The 24855-nt window shown below is 51.9% G+C and carries 21 protein-coding genes and 1 tRNA gene; 21 read left to right on the top strand and 1 reads right to left on the bottom strand.

Going from position 1 to position 24855, the window contains the following annotated elements; all coding sequences use genetic code 11:
- Nucleotides 1-10 precede the first annotated feature (10 nt).
- Nucleotides 11-934 carry a ParB/RepB/Spo0J family partition protein gene (locus PUP29_RS04735; RefSeq protein ID WP_353423915.1) on the top strand — a complete coding sequence of 308 codons (924 nt, stop codon included), beginning with the start codon at nucleotides 11-13 and terminating at the stop codon, nucleotides 932-934.
- Nucleotides 935-1103: 169 nt separating this feature from the next.
- Complete coding sequence (locus PUP29_RS04730) at nucleotides 1104-2270, top strand: site-specific integrase (protein ID WP_353423914.1); 1167 nt, start codon at nucleotides 1104-1106, stop codon at nucleotides 2268-2270.
- Nucleotides 2271-2386: 116 nt separating this feature from the next.
- Here the strand turns inward: PUP29_RS04730 and PUP29_RS04725 are convergent.
- Nucleotides 2387-2475, bottom strand: a tRNA-Ser gene (locus PUP29_RS04725).
- 299 nt (nucleotides 2476-2774) lie between these two features.
- Here PUP29_RS04725 and PUP29_RS04720 point away from each other — a divergent pair.
- From PUP29_RS04720 to rpoB, 19 genes are all read left to right on the top strand, one after another.
- A complete protein-coding gene (locus PUP29_RS04720) occupies nucleotides 2775-3185 on the top strand; it encodes a hypothetical protein (RefSeq protein WP_079546887.1) in 411 nt (136 codons plus the stop codon).
- On the top strand, nucleotides 3178-3624 hold the full coding sequence (gene tadA, locus PUP29_RS04715) for a tRNA adenosine(34) deaminase TadA (RefSeq protein ID WP_079546888.1): 447 nt from the start codon (nucleotides 3178-3180) through the stop codon (nucleotides 3622-3624). Before PUP29_RS04720 ends, tadA begins: the two co-directional genes overlap by 8 nt.
- 10 nt (nucleotides 3625-3634) lie before the next feature.
- Nucleotides 3635-3829, top strand: a complete 195-nt coding sequence (locus PUP29_RS04710) for a DUF6485 family protein (RefSeq protein WP_079547846.1) — start codon at nucleotides 3635-3637, stop codon at nucleotides 3827-3829.
- A complete protein-coding gene (locus PUP29_RS04705; protein WP_079546889.1) occupies nucleotides 3829-4332 on the top strand; it encodes a GNAT family N-acetyltransferase in 504 nt (167 codons plus the stop codon). Before PUP29_RS04710 ends, PUP29_RS04705 begins: the two co-directional genes overlap by 1 nt.
- Nucleotides 4333-4344: 12 nt before the next feature.
- A complete protein-coding gene (gene purR, locus PUP29_RS04700) occupies nucleotides 4345-5139 on the top strand; it encodes a pur operon repressor (protein ID WP_079546890.1) in 795 nt (264 codons plus the stop codon).
- Nucleotides 5140-5265: 126 nt separating this feature from the next.
- Nucleotides 5266-5547 carry a septation regulator SpoVG gene (spoVG, locus tag PUP29_RS04695; RefSeq protein ID WP_079546891.1) on the top strand — a complete coding sequence of 94 codons (282 nt, stop codon included), beginning with the start codon at nucleotides 5266-5268 and terminating at the stop codon, nucleotides 5545-5547.
- A gap of 129 nt (nucleotides 5548-5676) precedes the next feature.
- Nucleotides 5677-7041, top strand: coding sequence for a bifunctional UDP-N-acetylglucosamine diphosphorylase/glucosamine-1-phosphate N-acetyltransferase GlmU (gene glmU, locus PUP29_RS04690; RefSeq protein WP_353423913.1), 1365 nt, complete (start codon nucleotides 5677-5679; stop codon nucleotides 7039-7041).
- A 223-nt stretch (nucleotides 7042-7264) separates the two neighbouring features.
- On the top strand, nucleotides 7265-7819 hold the full coding sequence (gene pth, locus PUP29_RS04685; protein ID WP_079546894.1) for an aminoacyl-tRNA hydrolase: 555 nt from the start codon (nucleotides 7265-7267) through the stop codon (nucleotides 7817-7819).
- Between the two features lie 35 nt (nucleotides 7820-7854).
- On the top strand, nucleotides 7855-11253 hold the full coding sequence (gene mfd, locus PUP29_RS04680) for a transcription-repair coupling factor (RefSeq protein ID WP_079546895.1): 3399 nt from the start codon (nucleotides 7855-7857) through the stop codon (nucleotides 11251-11253).
- A 95-nt stretch (nucleotides 11254-11348) separates the two neighbouring features.
- Entirely contained in the window at nucleotides 11349-12578 is a 1230-nt protein-coding gene (locus PUP29_RS04675; protein WP_079546896.1) for a peptidylprolyl isomerase, read from the top strand.
- A gap of 68 nt (nucleotides 12579-12646) precedes the next feature.
- Complete coding sequence (gene mazG, locus PUP29_RS04670) at nucleotides 12647-14104, top strand: nucleoside triphosphate pyrophosphohydrolase (protein ID WP_079546897.1); 1458 nt, start codon at nucleotides 12647-12649, stop codon at nucleotides 14102-14104.
- Between the two features lie 13 nt (nucleotides 14105-14117).
- A complete protein-coding gene (locus PUP29_RS04665; RefSeq protein WP_434542799.1) occupies nucleotides 14118-14474 on the top strand; it encodes an HU family DNA-binding protein in 357 nt (118 codons plus the stop codon).
- 342 nt (nucleotides 14475-14816) lie between these two features.
- Nucleotides 14817-15059, top strand: coding sequence for an RNA-binding S4 domain-containing protein (locus PUP29_RS04660; RefSeq protein ID WP_079546898.1), 243 nt, complete (start codon nucleotides 14817-14819; stop codon nucleotides 15057-15059).
- 3 nt (nucleotides 15060-15062) lie between these two features.
- On the top strand, nucleotides 15063-16229 hold the full coding sequence (ispD, locus tag PUP29_RS04655) for a 2-C-methyl-D-erythritol 4-phosphate cytidylyltransferase (protein WP_079546899.1): 1167 nt from the start codon (nucleotides 15063-15065) through the stop codon (nucleotides 16227-16229).
- 10 nt (nucleotides 16230-16239) lie between these two features.
- A complete protein-coding gene (locus PUP29_RS04650) occupies nucleotides 16240-17433 on the top strand; it encodes a hypothetical protein (protein ID WP_079546900.1) in 1194 nt (397 codons plus the stop codon).
- Between the two features lie 14 nt (nucleotides 17434-17447).
- Nucleotides 17448-18797 carry a DNA repair protein RadA gene (radA, locus tag PUP29_RS04645; RefSeq protein ID WP_079546901.1) on the top strand — a complete coding sequence of 450 codons (1350 nt, stop codon included), beginning with the start codon at nucleotides 17448-17450 and terminating at the stop codon, nucleotides 18795-18797.
- A gap of 113 nt (nucleotides 18798-18910) precedes the next feature.
- Nucleotides 18911-20011: a PIN/TRAM domain-containing protein gene (locus tag PUP29_RS04640; protein ID WP_079546902.1), complete on the top strand. Its 1101-nt coding sequence runs from the start codon at nucleotides 18911-18913 to the stop codon at nucleotides 20009-20011.
- A gap of 71 nt (nucleotides 20012-20082) precedes the next feature.
- A complete protein-coding gene (locus tag PUP29_RS04635; protein WP_353423912.1) occupies nucleotides 20083-20817 on the top strand; it encodes a DUF1638 domain-containing protein in 735 nt (244 codons plus the stop codon).
- A gap of 247 nt (nucleotides 20818-21064) precedes the next feature.
- Nucleotides 21065-24838 carry a DNA-directed RNA polymerase subunit beta gene (gene rpoB, locus PUP29_RS04630; protein WP_353423911.1) on the top strand — a complete coding sequence of 1258 codons (3774 nt, stop codon included), beginning with the start codon at nucleotides 21065-21067 and terminating at the stop codon, nucleotides 24836-24838.
- The last annotated feature ends 17 nt before the right edge of the window (nucleotides 24839-24855 follow it).

The following is a 24855-nucleotide window of genomic DNA, read 5'->3' as shown; positions in this document are numbered from 1 at the left end:
GGCGAACATAATGACAAAACGAAAATCTGATTTTACTTTACCAACAAATTCGCTGGACGAGCTGTTTTCCTCGCAGGAGGAAAGGGACGACGCAAAGCTGGAACGGGTAAAAGAAATTCCTCTTTATGAGTTGCACCCGTTCAAGGAGCACCCGTTCAAAATCCAAAACGATGAGGAAATGAAACGCCTGATTGAGAGCATCCAAAAGTTCGGGACGCTCACACCGGCGCTCGCCCGCCCCTTGCCGGAGGGCGGGTACGAGTTGATCTCCGGGCACAGAAGGCTGGCGGCGTGTCAGGTGCTCGGAATTGAAACAATGCCCGTTATCGTCCGGGAGATGAGTGACGATGAAGCGGTGATTGCAATGGTGGACGCCAACCTGCAACGGGAACATATTTTGCCCGGTGAAAAAGCGTTTGCCTATAAGATGAAATTAGATGCGATAAAACATCAGGGTAAAGCTTCTGTGCAAGTTGCAGAGAAGTTGTTGAGTGTGGAAAAAGTAGCCGACGATGCAGGTGAAAGCAAAGACCAAGTCCGCAGATATATTCGCTTGACCTACTTGATCCCCGAACTATTAGAAATGGTAGACGAAAACAAAATTGCTTTCAACCCTGCCGTTGAAATTTCGTACTTAGAGCAATCGGAACAACGGGTATTGTTAAACGCAATGGAGCTCAACGACTGCACGCCGTCCCACGCACAGGCAATCCGCTTAAAGAAACTTTCGCAGGAGGGGGTACTGCAAGACCAGACGATCTACGCCATCCTCGCCGAGCAGAAGCCCAACCAGCAGGAGCAATATAAATTCAAGCGGGAGGACATTCGCAAATATTTCCCGAAGAGTTACACGGACAAGCAGGTCTGCGATACGGTCATCAAGCTGTTGGAACAATGGCAGCGCAGACGGGAGCGTGACAGGGACAGCCGCTGATTCGAACCGAAAATGTGTGCGGAGCACGACCTTCACACAATGGAAAGAACGGCACCGGCAGGGTATAATGGCCTTGTCGGTGCCGGACTGTCCTGTGTAAAAGCAAAGAAAGGAGTTTCATCAATTGGTATCAGGACATTTACAGGTTAAAAAGGGGTACTACTACGCTGTGCTAAGCTTCTACGACAGCAAAAACAAGCGGCACGTCAAGTACATATCCACCGGACTTCCCGAAAAGGGAAACAAACGAAAGGCCGAAGCGGTGCTTGTAAAAATCCGCAACGCCTTTGAGCCGCCCGCAGAGATCGGCGAGCTTTGCTCCAACATGCTCTTTGCCGACTATCTGCTCGGCTGGCTGGAAATTGTCAAGGTCAGGGTGAAGCCCACCACCTTCGGGTCCTATGAGAGCATGGTAAAGCAGACCATCGAGCCGTATTTCCGGAATAAGCCGATCACGCTGAAAGACTTGGAAGCAAGACACATCCAGCAGTTCTATTCCGAAAAGCTGCGGACGGTCAAGCCCAATTCCGTGATTCATTACCACGCTGTCATTCATCAGGCGCTGAAATACGCCATGAAAACCGATCTGGTAGCACAGAACGTGGCGATGAAGGTAGACCGCCCAAAAAAGAATGATTTCCAGCCAGTGTTTCTGGATGCGGCGGAGCTTCAGCACTTATTTGAAGTGGTTAAGGGTACAAAGCTGGAGCTGCCGGTGCTGGTTGCCGCCTTTTACGGCCTGCGCCGTGGCGAGGTGCTGGGGCTCAAGTGGGACGCTATTGACTTTGAGCGTGGAACGCTGACCATCAAACGGACGGTGACCTCCGTCAATGTGGGCGGGAAAACGCAGGTCATCGAGCAAGAATCGGCAAAAACCAAATCCAGTATGCGCACTCTGCCGCTGGTGGGAAGATTCAAGGAATATTTTGCGGAGGTCAAGGTGGCGCAGGAGCTGAACAAGCAGGTCTGCGGCAACTGCTATAACTATGAATACGACGGCTTCGTGTTCGTGGACGAGCTGGGCGAGCGGATGAGGCCCGATTACCTGACCTCGCAGTTTCCTGCTTTCATCCAGCGGCACGGCATGAAAAAGATGCGCTTCCACGATCTCAGGCATAGCTGCGCCTCCCTCTTACTTGCCAACGGCGTACCGCTCAAGCAGATTCAGGACTGGCTGGGGCACTCGGATTTTTCCACCACGGCAAACATTTACGCCCATCTGGATTACAGTTCGAAACTGTCCTCGGCGCAAGCGATGATGAGCGGTATGCCGCTTCCCGAAGCGGGAGATTTCGGCAGCAGATGGGAGCAAAACGCAGAAAAAAACGGGGCATAAAGCAAAAAGCTGTTCTTTCCAAAATTTATGGAAAGAACAGCCCAAAATCGGGTGATTTTTAAAGCGAACGCAAAAAAGAAAAATCCAGAAACCCGCATGGTTACTGGATTTTTCGATGGCGGAGCGGGTGGGATTCGAACCCACGAGCCCGTGAGGACTACCTGATTTCGAGTCAGGCCCGTTATGACCACTTCGATACCGCTCCCTATATGTTCAGCCGCCGTTTTCCCCCGCCTTTTTCCGATAGAAAAAGGCTTTGGAAAGAACTGACGGAAAGAACAGCAAACTTATTCAATTTTCGAACCGGGTAAAACCCGCATGGTTACAAGGTTTCGGCTGGACGAAACGGACAGCTCCCCGCAAGATTTCGAGTCGCGCCCGTTATGACCACTTCGATACTCCTCCGTATGACGAATTCCATTTTATCAAAAAATATGTCTGATTGCAATATGATAATGAAATTCGTATAATAGAAAGAAAAAAGTTGCGGAAAGGAGCGGAGGCATGAAAAAATATATTTGCTGTGTCGTTGCAGCAATGTTATTTCTGGCAAATGCCTGTGCACTCTCTTCTGCAGATCGATATGATAATTTCATCAATGATTTAGACGCTGTAACCCGTTTACAGACGGGTTTGCGGCAGATGGAGGAGGGAGAAATGACGCCCTATGTCCGTGCAGATATGGAAACGCTTGTACAGGACCTTTCCATACTGCAGACGGATGATGCAGAGATCCTGAAGATAAACGGGGCTTTTATCGATACAGCGTGTCTGCTGCAGGAAAGCATGGATGCAGCTGCAAGTGCGGAACAAAAGGCGGCACGGTCGCTGTATGAGAAAGCGGAAAAATGCTTTGCTATGGGCTATGAGTCATTTTTTGCGCTTTTAACGGGGGGAGGACGCGTCAATGGATGACGAACAATGGATGCGTGCGGCTATCCGGCAGGCGCTATTGGCAGAGACGCTCGACGAAGTCCCGATTGGTGCAGTGATCGTGCGTGACGGCGCTGTCATAGCGGAAGCGCATAATACGCGTGAAACGCAGAAAGACCCGCTCGGGCATGCTGAAATCGGGGCGATCGCACAGGCGGCCAAAATACTTGGAGGCTGGCGGCTTATCGGATGCACCTTATATGTGACCCTTGAGCCGTGCCCGATGTGTGCGGGAGCGGTGATCAACGCGCGTATCCCAAGGGTCGTGTTCGGCGCCTATGATAAAAAGGCGGGAGCCATGGGAACGGTATATGATCTTGCAGAGGGCAAATTGAATCATAGGCCGGAGGTTCGGGGCGGCGTGCTCGAAAGCGAGTGTGCACAGCTTTTAAGCAGCTATTTCAGAAACAAAAGAAAGTGAGATGATCGGTATGGAATGTAAGAGGGAACGAAATGAAACGATGTGTACTTGTTCGTTTTCGTGCACGAGAAAAGGACTATGCTGTGAATGCGTGAAGCATCACCGGGAAAAGGGTCAGCTGCCGGGCTGTTATTTTTCTGAAGAAATGGAAAAAACAGGAGACCGGAGCATTGAAGCATTCTTTCGGGATTGGCAGGCGCGTTGATGGCAAGGGCAAGATTAAAACGGATCAGCAGAGAGCGGGAGTTCCTTTCGGCGGCAGAGCTTGCGCATGCGATATGGAGGGAACATTATGCGGGGCTCTTGTCCGGCGACCAAATCGAATATATGCTTGAACGGTTCCAGTCGGCTGCAGCGATCAAAGAGGCGGACGCGCAGGGCTGCGAATATTATCTGATTCGCGTGCTGGGCGTGAATGTTGGCTATGCGGCATTTCAGCCGGATCATCCGCAGGGAAAGCTATTTCTCAGCAAGGCTTATCTGCTCAAGGATTACCGGGGAAAAGGATATTTCAGCAGTGTGATTCGCGAGGCATGTGAAATGGCGCGCACGATGCGGCTCAAAAATATATGGCTCACAGTCGCAAAAAACAACCGTTCGTCAATCGCCGTATATGAACATCTTGGATTTATTCATACGGAAGATATTTGTACGGATATCGGCGGCGGCTTTGTAATGGATGATTATATTATGGAACTCACCGTCTGAAAGGGACAATAGATGCGGAACAAAAAGCAGCGGATAGCGGCGATGTGTGCAGTTTTAGCCAAAAATCCAAATAAGCTGTATTCTCTCAATTATTTTCAGGAGATGTTCAGCGCGGCAAAATCGAGCATTTCCGAAGATGCGGCCGTTATCAAACAGGCGTTTGAAGACGTGGGCATCGGGCGAATAGAGACGGTGGCAGGTGCGCACGGAGGCATCCGCTACATTCCCAGCATGCCGCAGGCGGCAAGGGTACTCCTGTTGAAAGAGCTGACGGAAAAAATGACGGATACGTCGCGTATTCTGCCGGGCGGCTATATGTATATAGCAGATCTGTTTTGTACGCCATATTATGTGGATGGCATGGCGCAGATCATGGCTGAATGGTTTGTGGGCGCGCGCGCAGATTTCATCGTTACGGTCGAGACGAAAGGCATACCGCTTGCTATGAGCGTAGCCCGCATTTTGAATCTCCCGCTTGCGATCGCGCGCAGGGAAAGCAAGCTGACGGATGGCTCCGTCTTTTCGATCAATTATCTTTCGGGTTCGTCGCGGCGCCTGCAGACCATGTCGCTCTCTAAGCGGATGATCCGGGAGGGAACGCGGGCGCTTGTGATCGACGATTTTATAGCAGGCGGCGGAACAGTAAAGGCGATTTGCGATATGCTGGGGGAATTCATGATCGAGGTAGTAGGTATTGCGGCGGCGATTGTGAACCGTTATCCTCAGAAAAAGAGGATCAGCGGCTATCGGGCGATCTTTGAATTGGAGGAACTGAGTGAAACGAAAATAGAGATTTCAGCCTGCTGAAAGGCCGGAGGTTGCAATTTTCCGAGAGATATGTTAAATTTAACATAAGTGAAATCAATGGGGTGGATTTGCTTGGAGCCGCTTTTTGGAAGCGGAAAGCTCAACAACAAGGTGGAGGATTGAAGAATGGAGATCACAGATATTCGCATCAGAAAAATTGACGGTACGGGTAAAATGAAAGCGATCGTTTCGGTGACGTTTGACGATATGTTCGTGATTCATGATATGAAGATCATCGAAGGAGCCAGCGGTCTTTTTATAGCGATGCCCAGCAGAAAGACGCCGAGCGGAGAATATAAAGATATCGCCCATCCAATCAATTCAGATACGCGCGAGATGATTCAGCAGATCATACTGAAAGAATATGAGAATATGCCGGATGAGGCGTCCATACCGGAAGAGTATTGAAAGACATAAAAAGCCCTTCCAGCCGGAGGGGCTTTTTTCTATGCCCGGACCGCTTTGCATACAAGGCGGTTTTGTGTATAATAAAAAATTAGACAGAGAAAATAAGAGCATACAGGAGAGCGGACAGAGATGAAAAAATGCATGGCAGTCATCCTTGCGGCGGGCGAGGGGACTCGTATGAGATCAAAACGGCCCAAGGTGTTGCATGAGGCGGCAGGCCGCAGCATGCTGGAATGGGTCATGCGCGCGGCGCACGGCGTTGAGATGGAAAAATGTATCGTAGTTTGCGGACGCGGGAGTGAGCAGGTGCAGGAGCGCCTTGGAGAGAAAGCAGTCTATGTACAGCAGGCCGAACGTAAAGGAAGCGGACACGCGGTGATGTGCGCGGCGGAAGAACTGAAGGGCTTTGATGGATATACCTTGATCATCGCGGGCGATATGCCGCTTCTGCGCACAGAAACGATCGCTTCTCTTGCGAACATGGCGGAAATGGGCGGCTATGCCTGCACATTGCTGACGGCACAATTGGACGAGCCCTATGGATATGGACGGATCGTACGGGGAACGCACGGGGATGTGGCAGAGATCGTAGAGGAAAAGGACGCGACAGACGAGCAGCGCAAGATCACAGAGGTAAATGCATCGTGCTATTGCGTCCGTACGCCGCTTCTGCTGGACTGCCTGAAAGAAATAAAACCGGCAAACACACAGGGAGAGTATTATCTGACGGACATCATAGGCATCCTGAATCGGAAGGGCGAAAAAGTAGGCGCCTGCATTGCAGAAGACGCGCAGGAATGTATGGGCGTAAATGACAGAATACAGCTTGCGCAGGCCTCAAAGATTTTGCGGGAACGTATTCTGGAAGAGCACATGAAAAACGGCGTGACACTGATCGATCCCCAAAATACCTATATCGATGCAGAGTGCGAGATCGGACGCGATACGGTCATCTATCCGAATGTTACGCTTGAGGGGCATACGAAGATCGGTGAAGATGTTATACTCTATCCGGGTTCCCGTATCAAAGACAGTATCGTTGGAGACGGAACACAGGTGCAGAATTCGGTCATTCTGGAGGCGGAGATCGGAGAGCATTCGACGGTTGGTCCAAATGCCTATATCCGGCCGGATTCACAGGTAGGCAGCCATTGCCGTATCGGTGACTTTGTGGAAATCAAAAATTCTAAGATTGGAGACGGTACTAAGGTGTCGCATCTCACCTATATCGGAGATTCGGATTTCGGAGAGCAGATCAACGTGGGCTGTGGTGTAGTGGTCGTGAACTATGATGGAAAGCATAAGTTCCGTACTGCGGTAGGTGACGGCGCATTTATCGGCTGTAATACCAATCTGATTTCTCCGGTGAACGTAGGTGACGGTGTTTATATTGCCGCAGGCTCGACCATTACGGACGACATCCCGGCAAATGCCTTTGCGATCGCGCGGAGCCGGCAGACGGTAAAGGCGGATTGGAAGGATAAGCGGAAATAGAGGCTTTGCTGCCGGAAGAAAAAGCGCGGAGCAAAGGCAACAAGGGGCCCCCGCGCGAGTCCAGCGGAAGCGAGTCGTGCGGGGAAGAGGAGCAGCCGCCGAAAAGGCGAAGGTTCGCCGGGGAACGGCGAAGCGAGCAAAAAGGCGCGATGCGACGAGCGATCGCGCGGAGCCGGCAGACGGTAAAGGCGGATTGGAAGGATAAGCGGAAGTAGGTACACAAATGTATTTTATCGCCGGCCTCGGTAACCCGGGGCTCAAATATAAAAATACGCGGCATAACGCTGGCTTTCAGGCGCTCGATGTCCTTGCCAAACGGCACGGGATCAAGCTGAAAGCTACAAAATTCGATGCACATGCCGGACAGGGGATGATCGGCGGCGAAAAAGTGATGCTGATTCGCCCCACGACTTTTATGAACAACAGCGGCTATGCTGTAGACGGTATTTTGCACTATTATAATGCGGAGCTTTCCCGGCTCATCGTCATGTATGACGATATTGATATCCCATTTGGCACGCTGCGTATCCGCGAAAAGGGAAGCGCCGGAACACATAATGGCATGCGCTCTATTATAAGCTATACCGGCTCGGGAGATTTCCCGCGTATCAGGATCGGGATCGGGAAGCCGCAGGGCGATCTGATCGGACATGTATTAGGAAAATTCGAAAAGGAAAAACGCGAACAGGCACAGGAGCTGTTTGCACGTGCGGCGGATGCCTGTGAATCTATCCTGACGGAAGGCGTTGCAAAAGCACAGGCCAAATTCAACTGCTGACCGTACGGGAGTAAATAAAGGAAAGGACGGAACCATTGGGAGATACGGTAAGTCCGCTGATCATGAAAAGCGGCGCGTTTCAGGACATACTTGACGATATCCGGGGAGGGCGGCTGCCTTGCTCGGTTTTTGGCGTTACGCCGCATGCGAAAGCATATTTTGCGGCGGCCGTTGCGCGAAGTATTCAGAGGCAGGTCGTTTGTATTACGAATACGGAACAGGCGGCGCGGGAATATGCCGCCGCCGCAGGCGTGCTCTTTCCCGAAAATGAATTTTCACTGCGTGCCGCGGAAGCAAAGGGACGTGACGAAGAGCTTGTGCGCGTCAAGATCATGAAAAATGCCGCCGCCATCAAGAAACCGGTGTTTCTTTCCATACGCGCCTTTCTCGGACGCGTCGTTCCTCCGGAATACTTCAGAAAAACGTGTTTTGAGCTTATTGCCGGCAAAAGCTATAACGGCGAAGAACTGATGAAGGAGCTCGCAAAAAACGGTTATGAACGAGTAGGAACGGTTTATTCGCGCGGAGAGTTTGCGCGCCGCGGAGAGATACTGGATATTTACCCGCCGGATTCGAGGATGCCGCTGCGCATCACTTTTTTCGATGATGAGATCGAAAGTATCCGTCCGTTCGACAGCGAGACGCAGCGTTCGGTAGGAAAAGCACTGGAAGCCTATCTTGTTCCGCCTGCGCGCGAGGTGGTGCTCGGAGAACGGGAAAAAGAAAAGCTATTTGTCTATCTGGAAGCACAAGATAACCGGAAGCTTGCCGATTCCATTATGGCGGATGTGGAGGAGTATGGCAACTTTGAAAATGCCGATACTTTTCTTCCGGTCTTATTTGCTCCGGCTTATGTGAAAGATTATTTTCCGGACGCGCTTCTGCTGTTTGATGATTTCGAGCGGATCTACGGTGAATCGAAGCGTATTCTGACAGAGTTTACCGATATGGCAGCCGCCCTTGAAGCGGAGAAAGAGGCCTTTCCTGTGCAGGGCGAGAGCATGGGAGAACTGCGGAACCTGATCCGCACAAAAACTGCGGACCTGATCGACATGGCAGGAACAAAGAACGCGCAGCTCAAAACTGTATCTGAAGTGGATATGGATATGCGCGGCGCCATAGAATACCGGGGACACGTAGAGCAACTCGCGAAAGACCTTCTTACGCGGCGGGAGCATGGATATTCCGTGCGCATGTTTGCGGGAGGAAAAGCGCAGTCGCTTTCGGCAGCGCTGGCGGAGCTTGACGTTATCGTACCGGTAGAAAAGGAAATGACTGCGCCGCTCAGTATAAGCGAGGATTACGTTTCTTACGGTTTTGAGCTTCCCACGGGGAAGCTGCTCGTGCTTGGAGCAAACGATATTTACGGACGTGTGCGGAAGACAGGGGTACGCAAAAAGCGCCGGCGTACGGAAGAAGATATATTCAGCGATCTTTCGCCGGGTGATTTCGTTGTGCATGAAGTGCATGGGAAGGGAAAATATTTAGGCCTTAAAACGCTGGACGCAGGCGGAGTCACGGCGGAATACATGGAGATAGAATATCGCGGAGGAGATAAGCTCTATATCCCAACCGCGCAGATCGACCGTGTACAGAAATACATTGGCAGCGAGGATGCGCCGCCGCAGCTTTCAAAGCTCGGGGGGCGCGAATGGGAAACGGCGAAAACAAAAGCGCGCGAGTCGGCCCTGAAGCTTGCTTTCGATCTTGTGGACCTGTATGCGCAGCGTTTTGAAAGCAAAGGGCATGCGTTCCCGAAAGATACCGTGTGGCAGAAACAATTTGAAGAGGCTTTCGAATATGAGGAAACGGAAGGACAGCGTGAGAGCATCGAAGAGATCAAAAAAGATATGGAATCTCCCCGCGTGATGGACCGCCTCTTGCTTGGAGACGTAGGCTACGGAAAAACGGAGGTCGCCATGCGTGCCGCGATGAAAGCGGTGACAGACGGAAAGCAGGTTGCTGTGCTCGTGCCGACGACGCTGCTTGCACGGCAGCATATCAAAACGTTCCGCGAGAGGTTCCGCGATTTTCCTGTGACGATCGAAGGCTTGACCCGCTTCTCAAAAGGAAGGCATAAGGAAGTGTTGGAGGAACTCCGGCGGGGCAAGGTAGATATCATCATCGGAACGCACCGTTTACTTTCTTCAGACGTACAGTTCAACGATTTGGGGCTTCTTATCGTTGACGAGGAGCAGCGGTTCGGCGTGACGCATAAAGAGAAGATCAAGCTGCTGAAGCAAAGCGTGGATGTGCTGACGCTTTCAGCTACGCCGATTCCGCGCACACTGGAAATGTCGCTTGTAGGGATACGCGATATGAGCACGCTCGATACGCCTCCGTCTATGCGCAAGCAGCCTTATTCCTATGTGATGCGCTACTCGGACGGACTGCTGCGCGACGCAGTCATGCGCGAGATCGGACGCAACGGACAGGTTTATTTTGTCTGCCGCAGGATCAATGAGATGGACAAACTCGTAGCTGATGTAAAACGCAATGTGCCTGAAGCGCGCGTTGCGGCGGCTCATGGACAAATGAGTGAAGCGGAGCTGGAACGTGTGGTCGGCGGGTTCATCGACGGAGAATACGATGTACTCGTCTGCACGACGATCATCGAAAGTGGGATCGACATTCCGAGCGTCAACACGATCATCGTATATGAAGCGGATAAATTCGGACTTTCGCAGCTCTATCAGCTCAAGGGACGCGTCGGGCGTTCCGATAAAAACGCGTACGCTTACTTCACCTATCTGGGCGACGGCGGAATGAAGGAAAATGCAGCGAAACGTATGGCGGCAATCCGGGAATTTACTCAGCTCGGAAGCGGCTTTAAAATCGCTATGCGGGACCTGCAGATACGCGGCGCGGGGAATTTGCTCGGCCCGGAGCAAAGCGGGCATATGGCAAACGTAGGCTATGCGATGTATTGCAAGCTGATGCGCGAGGCTGTTGCAACGGCAAAAGGCAAGCATGTCGAAGCGGAGTTTGAAACGGCGGTGGAACTCGGCGTTCCGGCCTATATACCGGACAGCTACATCAGCGGGCAGACGGATAAAATGGATATTTACAAGCTGATCTCAAAGATCAGAACGGTTGCAGATGCGAAAGCAGCGGCAAAAGAGCTCGCCGACCGGTTTGGGAAAATACCGCGGGAGGTCAATAATCTGATCGTGACCGCAACCGTCAAGAGCTATGCGGCAGCGGCGGGAATCGCGAGTGTGATAAAAAAGACGGATGGTATCGAGCTGAAATATTCGGAAACAGTCGATCCGAATGTAAAGAAACTGTTAAAAATCGTGAGCGGCAGGGCAAATGATGTTATACTGAGACCGTCTACCCCGCCGGCATTGATCTATAGGACGGACAAAGGGTTCGACACAAACGCATTTCTGGAATTTCTGGGTGGGATCAAGCTGCGCCGGCGGAAAAGATAGGAAGGGCTTTATCGTGGGTTTGCGTTGCAAATTACAGGGGCTTCCTGTATAATAATATTCGTTGCGTATTTATTTTGGAAAGGAAAAAGAGGAGTATGAGTCGGATAAAAAAAATCATAACTGCTGCGGTATGTGCAGTTTTATGCATGACATTCGTTTCGTGTTCTATGGTGTCGGTCAATGAAGAGAAAGACCGTGCGCAGGTAGCGGCCGAGGTGAACGGAACGCAGATAACCAAAGGAGAGGTTTTGGATCAGGTCGATATGACGATCACAGGATATGGCATGACGTCGCGGGAAGCGTTCGTGGAGCAGTATGGAGCGGATCAGTTCACTTCCTTGAAAGAGAGCGCGCTGGATCAGATGGTGGAGAATGAGATCCTGTATCAGCATGCGCAGGCAGATGGGTTGGCAGACGATTCCGAAGAAGCAAAAGCGGAAAAGCGGGCGGAGATCGAAAGCTCGCTGGAGAGCCTGAGGGCAAGTATTGAAAGCGTAGCGGAAAATGACGATTCGATCACGGATAAGGAGGCCTATGTGGAGGAGCAGTATAATGAGTACATCAATACATACGGCTATGCGGATCTCGACAAAGCAGTAGAGACTGCCCTCCGGTCGGATGCTATCAATGCCGAGGTCGGAAAGCTGAATGATGAGGTTTCCTATACAGAGGAAGACGCAAAGGGCGAATATGATTCTCTGCTGTCGCAGCAACAGCAGCTGATCGATCAGGATCCGACCAATTACACGACCTATGAGCAGCTTGGAACAGTAGTATATGAGCCGCAGGGCTCGCGTTACATCAAAAATCTGCTCATCGGACTGCCGGAGGACGTACAAAGCGAGATCAAAACGCTGCGCCAGAACGGAGACGATGAGGGGGCAGATGCGCTGCGGGATGAGGAGCTTGCAAAAATCAAAGCCGATGCTGACGCTGCGCTTGCGCGCGCAAAAGCGGGAGAAGATTTTGATGCGCTCATCGAAGAACTGGGTACGGATACGGGAATGACCCAGGAGCCGGCAAAGACAAAAGGCTATCTTGTGTTCGAAGGCTCGGGCATGGTAGCGGAATTTGAGGAAGCGGCATTGGCGCTGCCGTCGGTCGGCGCGATCTCCGAGCTGGTAGCGACCGATTATGGCTATCATATCCTCCAGTATACGAGCGAGGGAGGCGGCGCGATCCCGTTTGAAGAGGTAAAAGAAACGCTCATGAGCGACGGGCTCAGCACGGCGCAGTCTGCGCATTTAAACGATACGCTCACGCAGTGGAAAGAAGCGGAAGATATCAAAACATATCCTGAAAGGCTTTCGACCTTTGAGGGCTGACAAAAGAAAAGGCGTAAGGGCCGTGCGGTTGCGTACGGCTCTTTTTTGAAAAATGGGAGAGAAAAAGTATGATGGATCTGCAGATCATAGAGCTTGCCGGAGAACCGGACCTGCTTCCGGTGCGCGCGGTGGAAGCGATAAAAAAAGCGGACATCGTGATTTTACAGAGCGAACGGGCGGAATGTGCAGGGGAACTGGCAAAATGGAATAAAAACCGGATAACGCTTGACAGCCTGTTTGAAGAGGCGGAGGATTTTGATACTCTGTATGCTGCGGGCGCACAGCAGATCATACGGGAAATGAAACAGGAAGACCGAGCTGTATTCTGTATACTTGGCAACGCGGGAACGAATGGATTTGTAAGGGAACTCGCGCAGCGGAGAGTAAAGATGGAATACATCTCCTGCGGCGGGGCAACGGCAGCAGCGATCGCAGCGGCACGCAGCTGCTTTGAGATAGCCGAATATTCTGTGTTCGACGCACGCAGCCTTTGCGAAGCAGTATTCGATACATCCGCAGCGCTCGTGATCGACGGGCTCGACAATACCTATTGTGCGGAAAACGTAAAATGTGTTTTATCGGACTATTATGCGGAAGAGACGGAGGGACTCCTTTATGCGGGGGGAACGGCACGGCGCGTACGGCTGTATGACCTTGACCGGGATGTTTCGCTTGGAACAGGGGGCGTATTCGTGCTTCCGGCGGTATCCTTATATCAAAAGGAACGTTATGGGCTGTATGATCTTGTTCGCATCATGAAAGTCCTGCGCGGAGAAAACGGCTGTCCGTGGGACAGAGAGCAGACGCATGAGAGTCTGCGGCAGTATATGCTTGAGGAGGCTTATGAAGCGGTAGATGCGATCGATGCAGACGACATCTGTGCCTTGTATGACGAATTGGGAGACGTGTTCCTGCAGGTGGTGTTCCATGCGGAGGTTGCGCGTGAGTGCGGAGAGTTTGATATTGATGATGTTGCGACAGCGGTGTGTAAGAAGATGATCCACCGCCATCCGCATATTTTTGGGAACGGAAAAGCGGATACTGCGCAAGAAGTAATAACAAACTGGGAAGCGATCAAGCGCAGGGAAAAGAACAATGAGAATTTTGTATCTGTCCTGCGCGATGTGCCGCGTTCGATGGGCGCGATGATGCGGGCCTATAAGCTGCAGAAAAAGGCGGCGTCGATCGGGTTCGACTGGAAGGATGCAGAAGCGGCGCTTCCCAAGGTGGAGGAAGAGCTTGCAGAATGGAAGACGGAGCTTTGCAGCGGAGAAAACGACGCGATGGAAGGAGAAGCGGGAGACCTGCTGTTTGCAGTTATCAATGTACTTCGCCTTAAAAAAACGAATCCGGAATTGTGCCTCAACAAGACATGCGAAAAGTTTATTGCACGTATGGAATCGATGGAGAGAAATGCAGGGCGGGAACTTGCGGGCATGACGCTTGCGGAACTTGACGAATTATGGGAGCGTGCAAAGCGGGAAAAAGCGGATAAAATAGGGAAAAATGCTGAAAATATGGGTTGATTTATGAGGGAGATTGTATTATAATCATCACAGTGTCAAACCGCGCGGAGTGGCTTCCGCCCGGAAATCTATTAAAAATCTCAAGGAGGGTAAAGTTTTGAATAAGACTGAACTCGTAGCTGCTATCGCGGCAAAAGCCGGAATTTCTAAAAAAGATGCAGACGCTGCTCTGAGTGCATTTGCAGACAGCATTATCGCAGAGATCAAAAAGGGCGGAAAAGTACAGATCGTGGGATTCGGCACGTTTGAGGCAAGAAAGCGCGCTGCAAGAACGGGTATCAATCCGCAGACGAAAGAACAGATCAAGATCGCTGCTTCGACGGTTCCCGCTTTCAAAGCCGGCAAGGCTTTCAAGGATGCTGTAAAATAAGTGATTCTGCAAATAAAGCGCTCACCTATAAAGTGGGTGCTTTTTTGTTGCGGTGAGAAAAAACTGATGAGGAGCCTTAGAAACCGGATTTCCGAGCGCTGGTATGCGCGCGGGAAATCAACCTTGAGCAAAGGGGGCCCACGGGGGAAATGCAATTTCCTCCCGTGAAGCGACCGGAGGGAGCGCTTCGGGGTGTGGGTGCTTTTTTGTTACGGTGAGAAAAAACTGATGGGGAGCCTTAGAAATCGGATACCGCCTTGATGCGAGGAAGATGCGGGCATTGAATCCGGACGCAAAAAAAGATATAATATATCTATCTATATGCTTAAGAGAGGAATTGCATTGAGACTGGATAAATATCTGAAGGTGTCCCGGCTGATCAAACGGCGTACAGTAGCGCAGTCTGCCTGTGCGGGCAGCCGGGTTTTCGTGAATGGGAAAGAGCGTAAGCCAAGCTATGCCGTGAAGATCGGAGACGAGATCACGATCGAATTCGGCTCAAAGCCTCTGCGTATCCGTGTGCTTGCTTTGACGGAGACGACGAAAAAACAGGATGCCGAAGGAATGTATGAGGTGCTTGATTAAGCGATGAGGATATGTGCGATCATTCTTGCGGCAGGCAGCGGCCGCCGCATGAAAATGGATACCAATAAGGTTTTTATCAAATTTGACGAACAAAGCGCCGTGGTCCGGTGTATGAAAACATTCGAAACGACGGGACTTTTTTCGGATATCATCGTTGTGTGTAAGCGGGAAGAACGCGAGATGATGGAGCGCAAGGCAGCCCGTTATATTAAAAATATGCGGTGCATCTTCTGCGAGGGCGGCAAGGAACGTCAGGATTCCGTGGCGAATGCTCTCCAGCTTGTACCCGACGATGCGGACATCGTTATGGTACACGATGCGGCACGGTGTTTTGTAACGGAACGCATCATCCGCGATTGCGCGGCAAGCGCCATTCGCTGCGGGAGCGGCGTAGCGGCGATCCCAGCGACCGATACCATTAAGCGGGCAAGACGGAACGTGGTGAAAGAAACGCTCCCGCGGGAAGAGCTTGTATGCGTACAAACACCACAGGCGTTCTCGCGCGACCTTATCATGCGTGCCTACGCGCAGGCGGCGGAGGATGGCTTCCTCGGGACAGATGATGCGTCGCTTGTGGAGCGTATTTGCGATGAAGTCCACATCGTGCCGGGTTCTCCCGATAATATCAAGCTGACGACGCGGGCCGATGTGGAGCAGGGAAACGACATCGCGCGCAAGCAGCAGGCATCGGATATCCGCATTGGCAACGGATTCGACATGCATGCGTTTGCAAAGGGCCGCAGGCTGATCCTCGGTGGTGTGGAGATACCGTCCGAATATGGCTTGGATGGGCATTCCGACGCAGATGTGCTGGTGCATGCCATTATGGACGCGCTTCTCGGCGCGGCGCGCATGGGCGATATCGGCGGCTTGTTCCCGGATACGGATCCCAAGTATAAAGATATTTACTCGATCGCTTTGCTTGAGGAGGTAGGCAATCTTCTGACGAAATATGGGTACTGCGTCGTGAATATAGACAGCACGCTCATTATGCAGAAACCGAAGGTCATGCCCTATCGTGACGCAATGGTCGAAAATATTGCAGGCGCGCTCGGTATGCCGCGTTCGTACGTGAACGTAAAAGCGACGACGACGGAATATCTTGGCGCGGTAGGACGCGGGGAGGGTGCTGCGGCGCAGGCGGTATGTATCCTGCAAAAGAGGAGATAAAGAAAAAAGGATGCGCAGACACAGACATAAAAGCATGACGACCGTCCGGCAGCCGATGATGCTCAGCCGGATCAAGAGAAGTAATTTCTGGGCGCGCTTCCGTATTATCCTGCTGGTCGCAGGGATCGCGGCGGGCATCCTTGCGGTAATATTTTTTGGATTCCCGCTCGTGGAGGACCTGATCAAAGGAGTAGATCCTTCTCTGCGTTATCAGCCGAAAGTAGAGGCGAGCTTTACGCATGAGGAAGAGAGCGTACCGCAGAGCATCGAATCGGCAGAATTATATTTCGATAAAAAATACCAGCTGAAGAATGAGCCGTATATCGACGGTGACCAGATCATCTTCACGACGCAGGCGCAAAAAGGCGTGTCGCAGAATCTTGACGGAGTCGTGGTCTATAACACCCAAACGGGGGAAGAACGGCTGCTTGAGAATACGGAAAAGAAATACGATAATTTCATTTGTCCGGTGCTCTCGGGCAATATTGCGGTGTTCCTTGACAGCATGGAAGCGGGCGGAGGACGTATTTTAGGCTACGATCTTGAAACGGGGGAGCAGTTCCTGATCAAGGAATACGCCTATGCGCCTCCGCATCTTTCGATGAGCGGCGACTTGCTCGCCTTTATGCAGTGGGCAGGAGAGGAAACGCAGCGTCTTTATGTGTATAATGTGCAGACGCGCGAGCCGGTTACAGTCAAGCTATATGAAGCGGCAGCCGGGAACAGCGATGTGGATATTTCAGATTCCGATATGGTATGGGCGGAAAAAGACGGCAAGGGAAACAGCGTGCTGAAGCGCGTTGTATTCCGTAGCGACGGCACGTCGGAATTTGAGAATTATAATTTCGGAAACGCCGTCTATGGGCCGAAAACGAACGGCAGGCAGATCGTGTATAAGACGGAGGAAAACAGTATCTCCGGTACGCTTATGATCTCTACGGAGGGCGGAGAGCCGACTAAACTCGCAGAGGGCGTGTTTGATTACGAGATCGGCGATAATTTTGTGGCATACTCGAAAGACGGGCAGATCTATGTGGCCTACACCAATGCGGCGGATACGGTCCAGCTCACGAATGAGATCACGCGCAACTTGCTTGCGTCGGCAAACGGAAACGGCGTCTGCTATTATGATATTACGGATAAATCGACGGAAAATGCGGTGCTGGACGAGGTCGTCCAGTATGCGTATGTGCCGGAGACATAACGGCGGGATAAAAAATGGCAAAGACAAAAACACAATTTGTATGCAGCGAATGCGGATATGCCAGCGGAAAGTGGTCGGGGCAGTGCCCGTCCTGCGGGAGCTGGAACACGATGACGGAGGAAATGGTGACAACCGCACCGCAGGGAGCAGTACGTCCGGCCTCTGTGCCCGGGCGTATCGTGACTTTCGATAAAATACCGCTTGAATCAGGAAAACGCTTTAAAACCGGGATCGGAGAATTTGACCGCGTTCTTGGCGGGGGCGTCGTTTCCGGCGGGGTGACGCTTGCCGCGGGAGAGCCGGGGATCGGGAAATCGACCTTGTTTCTGCAGATCGCCAAAAGCCTGACCGCATACGGAAACGTTCTCTATGTATCCGGAGAGGAATCGCCTTCGCAGGTCAAAATGCGTGCGAAGCGGCTTGGGATCGAGGATAATATCTATTTGATGGCTGAAACGGAAGTGGGAAGCATTCTTGCCGGAACAGAGCAGCTTTCCCCGAAGTTTTTAATTGTAGACTCCATACAGACGCTGTATGACGCGTCTCTTTCCTCCGCGCCGGGAAGCGTAGGACAGGTGCGCGGCTGTGCCTCGCGCATCACGCAGGCTGCAAAGCACATGGGCATAGCCGTTTTTATCGTGGGGCATGTAACGAAGGAGGGTGCGATCGCCGGGCCGCGTGTTCTTGAGCATATCGTAGATACCGTATTGTATTTTGAAGGCGAGCGGACCTCCAACCTCCGGATCCTGCGGGCGGTCAAAAACCGTTTTGGTTCAACGGACGAGATCGGCGTTTTCGAGATGCGGGATGCGGGTATGATGGAAGTGAAAAACCCAACCATGCTTTTTGAAGGGGATTTCGGGCAGGATATGAGCGGTGTTTCTATTTTTGCAGCTACGCAGGGCACACGGCCTATGCTGCTTGAGATGCAGGCGCTGTGCACGCACACGCAGCTCAATATTCCACGCCGTCTTGTGTCGGGCATCGACCAGAACCGGCTTTACATGGTATGTGCGGTGCTGGAGAAAAAGATCGGCCTGAAATTGTATCAGCAGGATATCTTTATAAACGTTGCGGGCGGGATACGGGTGCGCGAGCATGCCGCAGACCTCGCAATGGCAGTGTCTATCGTGTCGTCTTTGCGCAATTTGGGGCTGCCGCGGGATACGGCTTTTATTGGAGAGGTGGGCCTTTCGGGAGAGATCCGGCATGTGACGCAGCTTTCAAGGCGTATTTCCGAATGTGAGAAAATGGGGATACGCAGGGTGTTTGTTCCGAAAACAAGCTTGGAGCGCGGCGCGTCATACGGCATACAGGTGGAGGGTATGAATACGCTTTCGGATGTTCTGGCAAGAGCCTTTTGAATTTCGTAAAGGGCCGTTCATAAAAAAGACATAAATTTCCGCTATACTAAAGCTATCAGCGAACGCGCTTCGCGGAGCTGAATAAAAATTAAATAACAGAAAGGAGTGGTGAAATGTTTTATAAACTGATGCGGCTCTTTGTCGTAGTAGTCGGCTGTTTCATCGGGCCGGGGCTGGTGCTCCTCGGGGTGACGCTGTACAACTACTTCGCATCGGCGGATCTTTTCAGCACGCTTCAGACGTGGGTGCCGTTCGTATCCTATATCGCCAGTGGAATCATATCCGGAATCATATTTTTTATTTTATCCAGACGGCTGGCAAACGCGTTTGATAAAAACACAAAGAAGGTAGAGGCAAAGCTTGCGGCAACGCCGTCGGCAACACTTCTTTCCGGAACCATCGGATTGATACTTGGGCTCGTGGTGGCGGCTTTGATCTCCATTATTATCGGTCTGATCCCGATTGCGTGGATATCGATCCCCCTTACGATCCTTGTGTACCTGATGTTTGGCTCGATCGGCCTTTCCATCGGTGTGCGCCGCCGTTTCGATCTTTCGGCATTTCTGCATACGCGCAGATCGGGAAAAGGAGCGGAGCCTAAAAGGGAAACCGGAAATGGTGTTTCGCCCAAAATATTGGATACCAGCGTCATTATCGACGGGCGCATCCTCGATATCTGTAGGACAGGAATGTTTGAGGGAGACATTATTGTACCGGAGTTTGTGCTGAAAGAGCTGCAGCGGATCGCGGACTCGAGCGACTCTATGAAGCGGACGCGCGGCCGGCGCGGCCTTGACATATTGGGCAGTATGCAAAAGGAACTGAAAAATGCGGTCAAGGTCGTTGATACAGATTATGAAGACGTTCCGGAGGTGGATATCAAGCTTTTGAAGCTGGCAAAAGACCTTGGCGGCAAAGTCGTGACGAACGACTATAATCTGAATAAGGTAGCGGCTGTGCAGGATGTTCCGGTATTCAATATCAATGAGCTGGCAAATGCCGTAAAGCCCATTCTGACTGCGGGCGAAGAGATGAAGGTCACTATCGTAAAGGATGGAAAAGAGGCGAACCAAGGCGTTGCCTATCTTGATGACGGAACGATGATCGTCGTGGAGGGTGCCAAGGGTATGGCGGGTGAGACGCTTGAAGTAGCTGTAACGAGCGTGCTTCAAACTGCAGCAGGACGGATGATATTTGCGAAAATGAAATCATGACGGCTTTCGGGAAGCGCGGGTCAAGGGTCCGCGTTTCCTGCTTTGGGGAGGGGAAAAAGATGAGGTTGAAAATGATTGCGTGTAAGGCCCTTTACCGTGAGTTATCTCTGCTGACGGCAAAATGCGGGAATTTTGTCGATATGACTTATATGCGGCAGGGACTGCACGATACGCCTGTGCTTCTTGCGCAGGCGCTTCAGGAAGAGATCGATAAGATAGATGCGGGCGAAGACCTGCATACCTATCATTCCTACTATTCCAGCCGGGATTTTGATGCGATTTTACTCGGATACGGCCTGTGCTCCAATGGAACAGTGGGACTTTCCTCCAAGCGGTATCCGCTGGTCGTACCGCGGGCGCACGACTGTATCACGCTGTTTCTCGGTTCGAAGGAAAAATATAGGGAATATTTTGACCGGCACAGCGGCACCTATTGGTACAATGCTTCGTGGATCGAGAACGGAGGAACGCCCTCGGAGGAAACGGAAAAGGATATGCTGCGGGTATATGCGGAAAAGTATGGAGAGGAAAACGCAGAGTTTTTGCTCTATACTGAGCTTACGGGAAATTACAACCGGTGCGCGTATGTGAAATGGAAAGAGCTGCCGTTCCCGCAATATGAGGAATATACCCGGCGCGCGGCGGAGCATTACGGCTGGGAGTTCGACTGTGTCGAGGGGGATGCCCGGCTGATGGAGGAATTTCTGAGCGGAAACTGGCGGAACGAGGATTTTCTCGTCGTACCGCCGGGAAAGAAGATCGCTGCGGATTATCTGGACGGAGACAGGATACTTTCCTATGAATAAATGCGTATGCTGCCCGCGGTCAAAAAGATTTAAAAAATAAGGGATTTTTTTGTTGACACCTTGATTTTTCTATGATAATATAGTAAACTGCATTAGCATAGTTGTACTGTGGTGAACTGGCTTTAGCAGTTTGCCCTGAAATGCCTTTGAGAAGCCACTTTCGGGGCGTTTCAAAAAGCGGCGCAGCAGATGTGTCCGCGTTTTTGGTCGTGAATAATCAATTTAAATATAGGAGTTGTTGTTTAGTATGCATGAAGTTAAGTTTGGAACGAATAAGAGAATGAGCTTTTCCAAGATCAAAGAAGTTCTTGATATGCCGGACTTAATCGAAATCCAAAAGAACTCTTACAAACGTTTTTTAGAGGAGGGGCTTGGAGAAGTACTGAAGGACATCTCCCCCATTACGGACTATTCCGAAAACCTCGTGCTTGAATTTATCGATTATCGTATTTCAGACGCGCCGAAATATGACGTGGAGGAGTGCAAGGAACGCGATGTGAATTATGCCGCGCCTTTGAAGGTGCAGGTCCGCCTGTTCAATAAGGAAACGGGTGAGGTCAAGGAACAGGAAGTGTTCATGGGCGATTTTCCGCTGATGACAGAAAAAGGAACTTTTATCATCAACGGCGCGGAGCGCGTTATCGTGTCTCAGCTCGTAAGATCGCCGGGCGTATATTTTGGAGCGGCAAAGGATAAAACAGGCAAAGACCTGTTCAGTTCGACGGTCATTCCGAACCGCGGCGCGTGGCTCGAATATGAAACGGATTCCAATGACTGCATGTATATCCGCGTGGACCGTACGAGAAAGCTTCCCGTAACGGTGTTTTTGCGTGCGATGGGGCTTTCTACAGATGCAGACCTGCGTGCGTTCTTCGGCGACGACGTCAATCTGGAAGCGACCTTGAAAAAGGATAATACATCTATTAAGGAAGAGGGCCTGCTTGAAATCTACAAGCGTCTGCGCCCGGGCGAGCCGCCGACGGTAGAGAGCGCAAATATTCTTATAAGCTCACTGTTTTTCGATAACAAACGGTACGACCTTGCGCGTGTCGGGCGGTATAAATTCAACAAAAAGCTGGCGATTTCCAGCCGGATCGAAAATCAGGTGGCTGCGGCAAATGTAATCAATGAAGATACCGGCGAGCTGCTTGCCGCTGCGGGCGACGTCATTACGCCGAAAGCCGCGCTTGCGATCGAGAACGCGGGTATCGCCTCCGTGGATATTTCCGTCGGAGAATCGGTCGTGCGCGTACACGGAAACCGTTTTGTAGATGCGAAAGCGCACCTCGACTTTAAGCCTGCGGACGCAGGGATCAATGAAAAAGTATACTATCCGGCCCTGAAAGAGATACTGGACGAGTGCGGACAGGATAAAAAGAAGCTCAAGGAAGTCATTCGCGAGAACCTGCACGTTCTCATCCCGAAACATATCATCATTGACGATATGTTCGCTTCCGTGAGCTATTTTCTCGGTCTCAAGCATGGGATCGGCGTGACGGACGATATCGACCATCTGGGCAACAGGCGGCTGCGTTCGGTAGGCGAGCTTTTGCAGAATCAGATACGCGTCGGCCTTACAAGGCTCGAACGTGTCGTGCGCGAAAGAATGTCGATTCAGGACATGGATGTCGCAACGCCGTCGAACCTGATCAATATTCGGCCGGTGACGGCTTCCATTAAAGAATTCTTTGGTTCCTCACAGCTTTCGCAGTTCATGGACCAGACGAACCCGCTTGCAGAGCTGACGCACAAGAGAAGGCTGTCGGCGTTGGGGCCGGGCGGACTGAACCGTGACCGCGCGAGCTTTGACGTGCGCGACGTTCACCATTCGCATTACGGACGCATGTGCCCAATCGAGACGCCTGAAGGTCCGAACATCGGCCTCATTGGCTCCCTTTCGACGTACGCGCGGATCAACGAATATGGGTTCATCGAAACGCCGTTCCGCATCATTGATAAGAAGAACGGCATCGTAACGGATAAAGTACAGTATATGACGGCGGACGAGGAGGAAGAGCTCATCGTTGCGCAGGCAAACGAGCCGATCGACGAAAACGGGCAGTTCGTACGCGAGCGTGTTATGTGCCGTGTGCGCGATCAGATCGTAGAGGTCACGAGAAACGAAGTGGATTTGATGGACGTTTCTCCGAAGCAGCTCGTTTCGGTAGCAACGTCGCTGATCCCCTTCCTCGAAAACGACGACGCGAACCGCGCGCTGATGGGTTCGAACATGCAGCGGCAGGCGGTTCCGCTCCTGATCCCGGAAGCTCCGGTGGTTGGAACGGGCATGGAATATAAAGCGGCCTACGATTCGGGCGTGTTGTCTATTTCCAAAAAGAGCGGCGTTGTCAAAAAGGTGGACGCCAAAAACATTGTGATCGCAAACGACGATGGAACGGAATCGGAATTCCATCTGATCAAATTTGCACGCTCTAATCAGGGAACCTGCATCAACCAGCTTCCCATCGTTTATGAGGGACAGCGGATAGAAGCGGGTCAAGTCGTGGCGGACGGCCCGTCTACGGCGAAAGGCGAGCTTGGGCTCGGCAAAAATGTCCTGATCGGCTTTATGACTTGGGAAGGCTATAACTACGAGGACGCAATGCTCCTTTCTGAGCGGCTTGTGAAAGACGACGTATTCACTTCCATGCACGTTGCAGAGTATGAAGCGGAAGCGCGGGATACGAAGCTCGGACCGGAAGAGATCACGCGGGATATTCCGAATGTCGGAGAGGACGCGCTGAAAGACCTCGATTCGCGCGGCATTATCCGCATTGGCGCGGAGGTGAGAAGCGGAGACATATTGGTCGGCAAGGTTACGCCCAAGGGCGAGACGGAGCTGACGGCGGAGGAACGCCTGCTGCGCGCGATCTTTGGAGAAAAAGCACGCGAGGTGCGCGATACTTCTCTGCGCGTTCCGCATGGAGAGGGCGGCGTGGTCGTCGACGTTAAGATATTTACACGCGAGAATAAAGACGAGCTGACGGCAGGAGTCAACAAGCTCGTGCGTGTTTACATCGCGCAGAAACGGAAAATTTCCGTGGGAGATAAAATGGCGGGACGTCACGGCAACAAGGGTGTTATCTCGCGCATCCTCCCGATGGAGGATATGCCGTTCCTGCCGGACGGACGTCCGCTGGACATTGTGCTGAACCCGTTGGGTGTACCTTCCCGTATGAACATAGGACAGGTGCTGGAGGTCCATCTTGGAATGGCGGCCCGGCAGCTTGGTTATGATGTTGCAACACCGGTATTCGACGGAGCAACGGAGGAGGACATCGAGCAGCTTCTCGAGCAGAGCGGACTCTCGCCGGACGGCAAAACGGTGCTTTACGACGGGCGCAGCGGCGAACCGTTTGAAAACCGTGTAACGGTCGGCTATATGTATATCTTAAAGCTCCACCATTTGGTAGACGATAAGATCCACGCACGCTCCACAGGCCCGTATTCCCTTGTTACGCAGCAGCCTCTCGGCGGTAAGGCACAGTTCGGCGGACAGCGTTTCGGAGAGATGGAAGTGTGGGCGCTTGAAGCGTACGGCGCGGCAAACACGCTGCAGGAAATTTTGACTGTGAAGTCGGACGATGTAGTCGGGCGTGTCAAAACGTATGAAGCCATCGTCAAAGGTGAAAATATACCGGAGCCGGGAGTACCGGAATCCTTTAAGGTCCTCATCAAAGAGATGCAGAGCCTTGGCCTTGACATCAAGGTGCTGTCTGAGGATAGAGGAGAGATTGCCATCAAGGAAACAGATGAGGATGACGGCATGGCGATCGATATCAACATCGCGGGTGTGGAAGACCTGCCGGAGGGAGAAGAAGAGTTCGACGCAGGAGATATGGTGATCGAAGACCTCGACGATCTTTCTATGGATGAGCTGGATCTGCCGGATATCGGACTGCTTGACGACGAGGAGCTTGGCTTTGACGACTTCGAGGACGATGTGATCGGAGACCTCGACGATGATATCGGCATCGGCGATGTCGACATCGATGCCGGCGGTATGGATGATGATATGTGATTTTAGCTGGCGCGAAG

The organism is Christensenella massiliensis, from assembly GCF_040409835.1.
Classification (GTDB): Bacteria; Bacillota; Clostridia; order Christensenellales; family Christensenellaceae; genus Christensenella; species Christensenella massiliensis.
The sequence above is the reverse complement of the archived record's forward strand: the minus strand, read 5'-3'. Positions and strand labels throughout refer to the sequence as shown.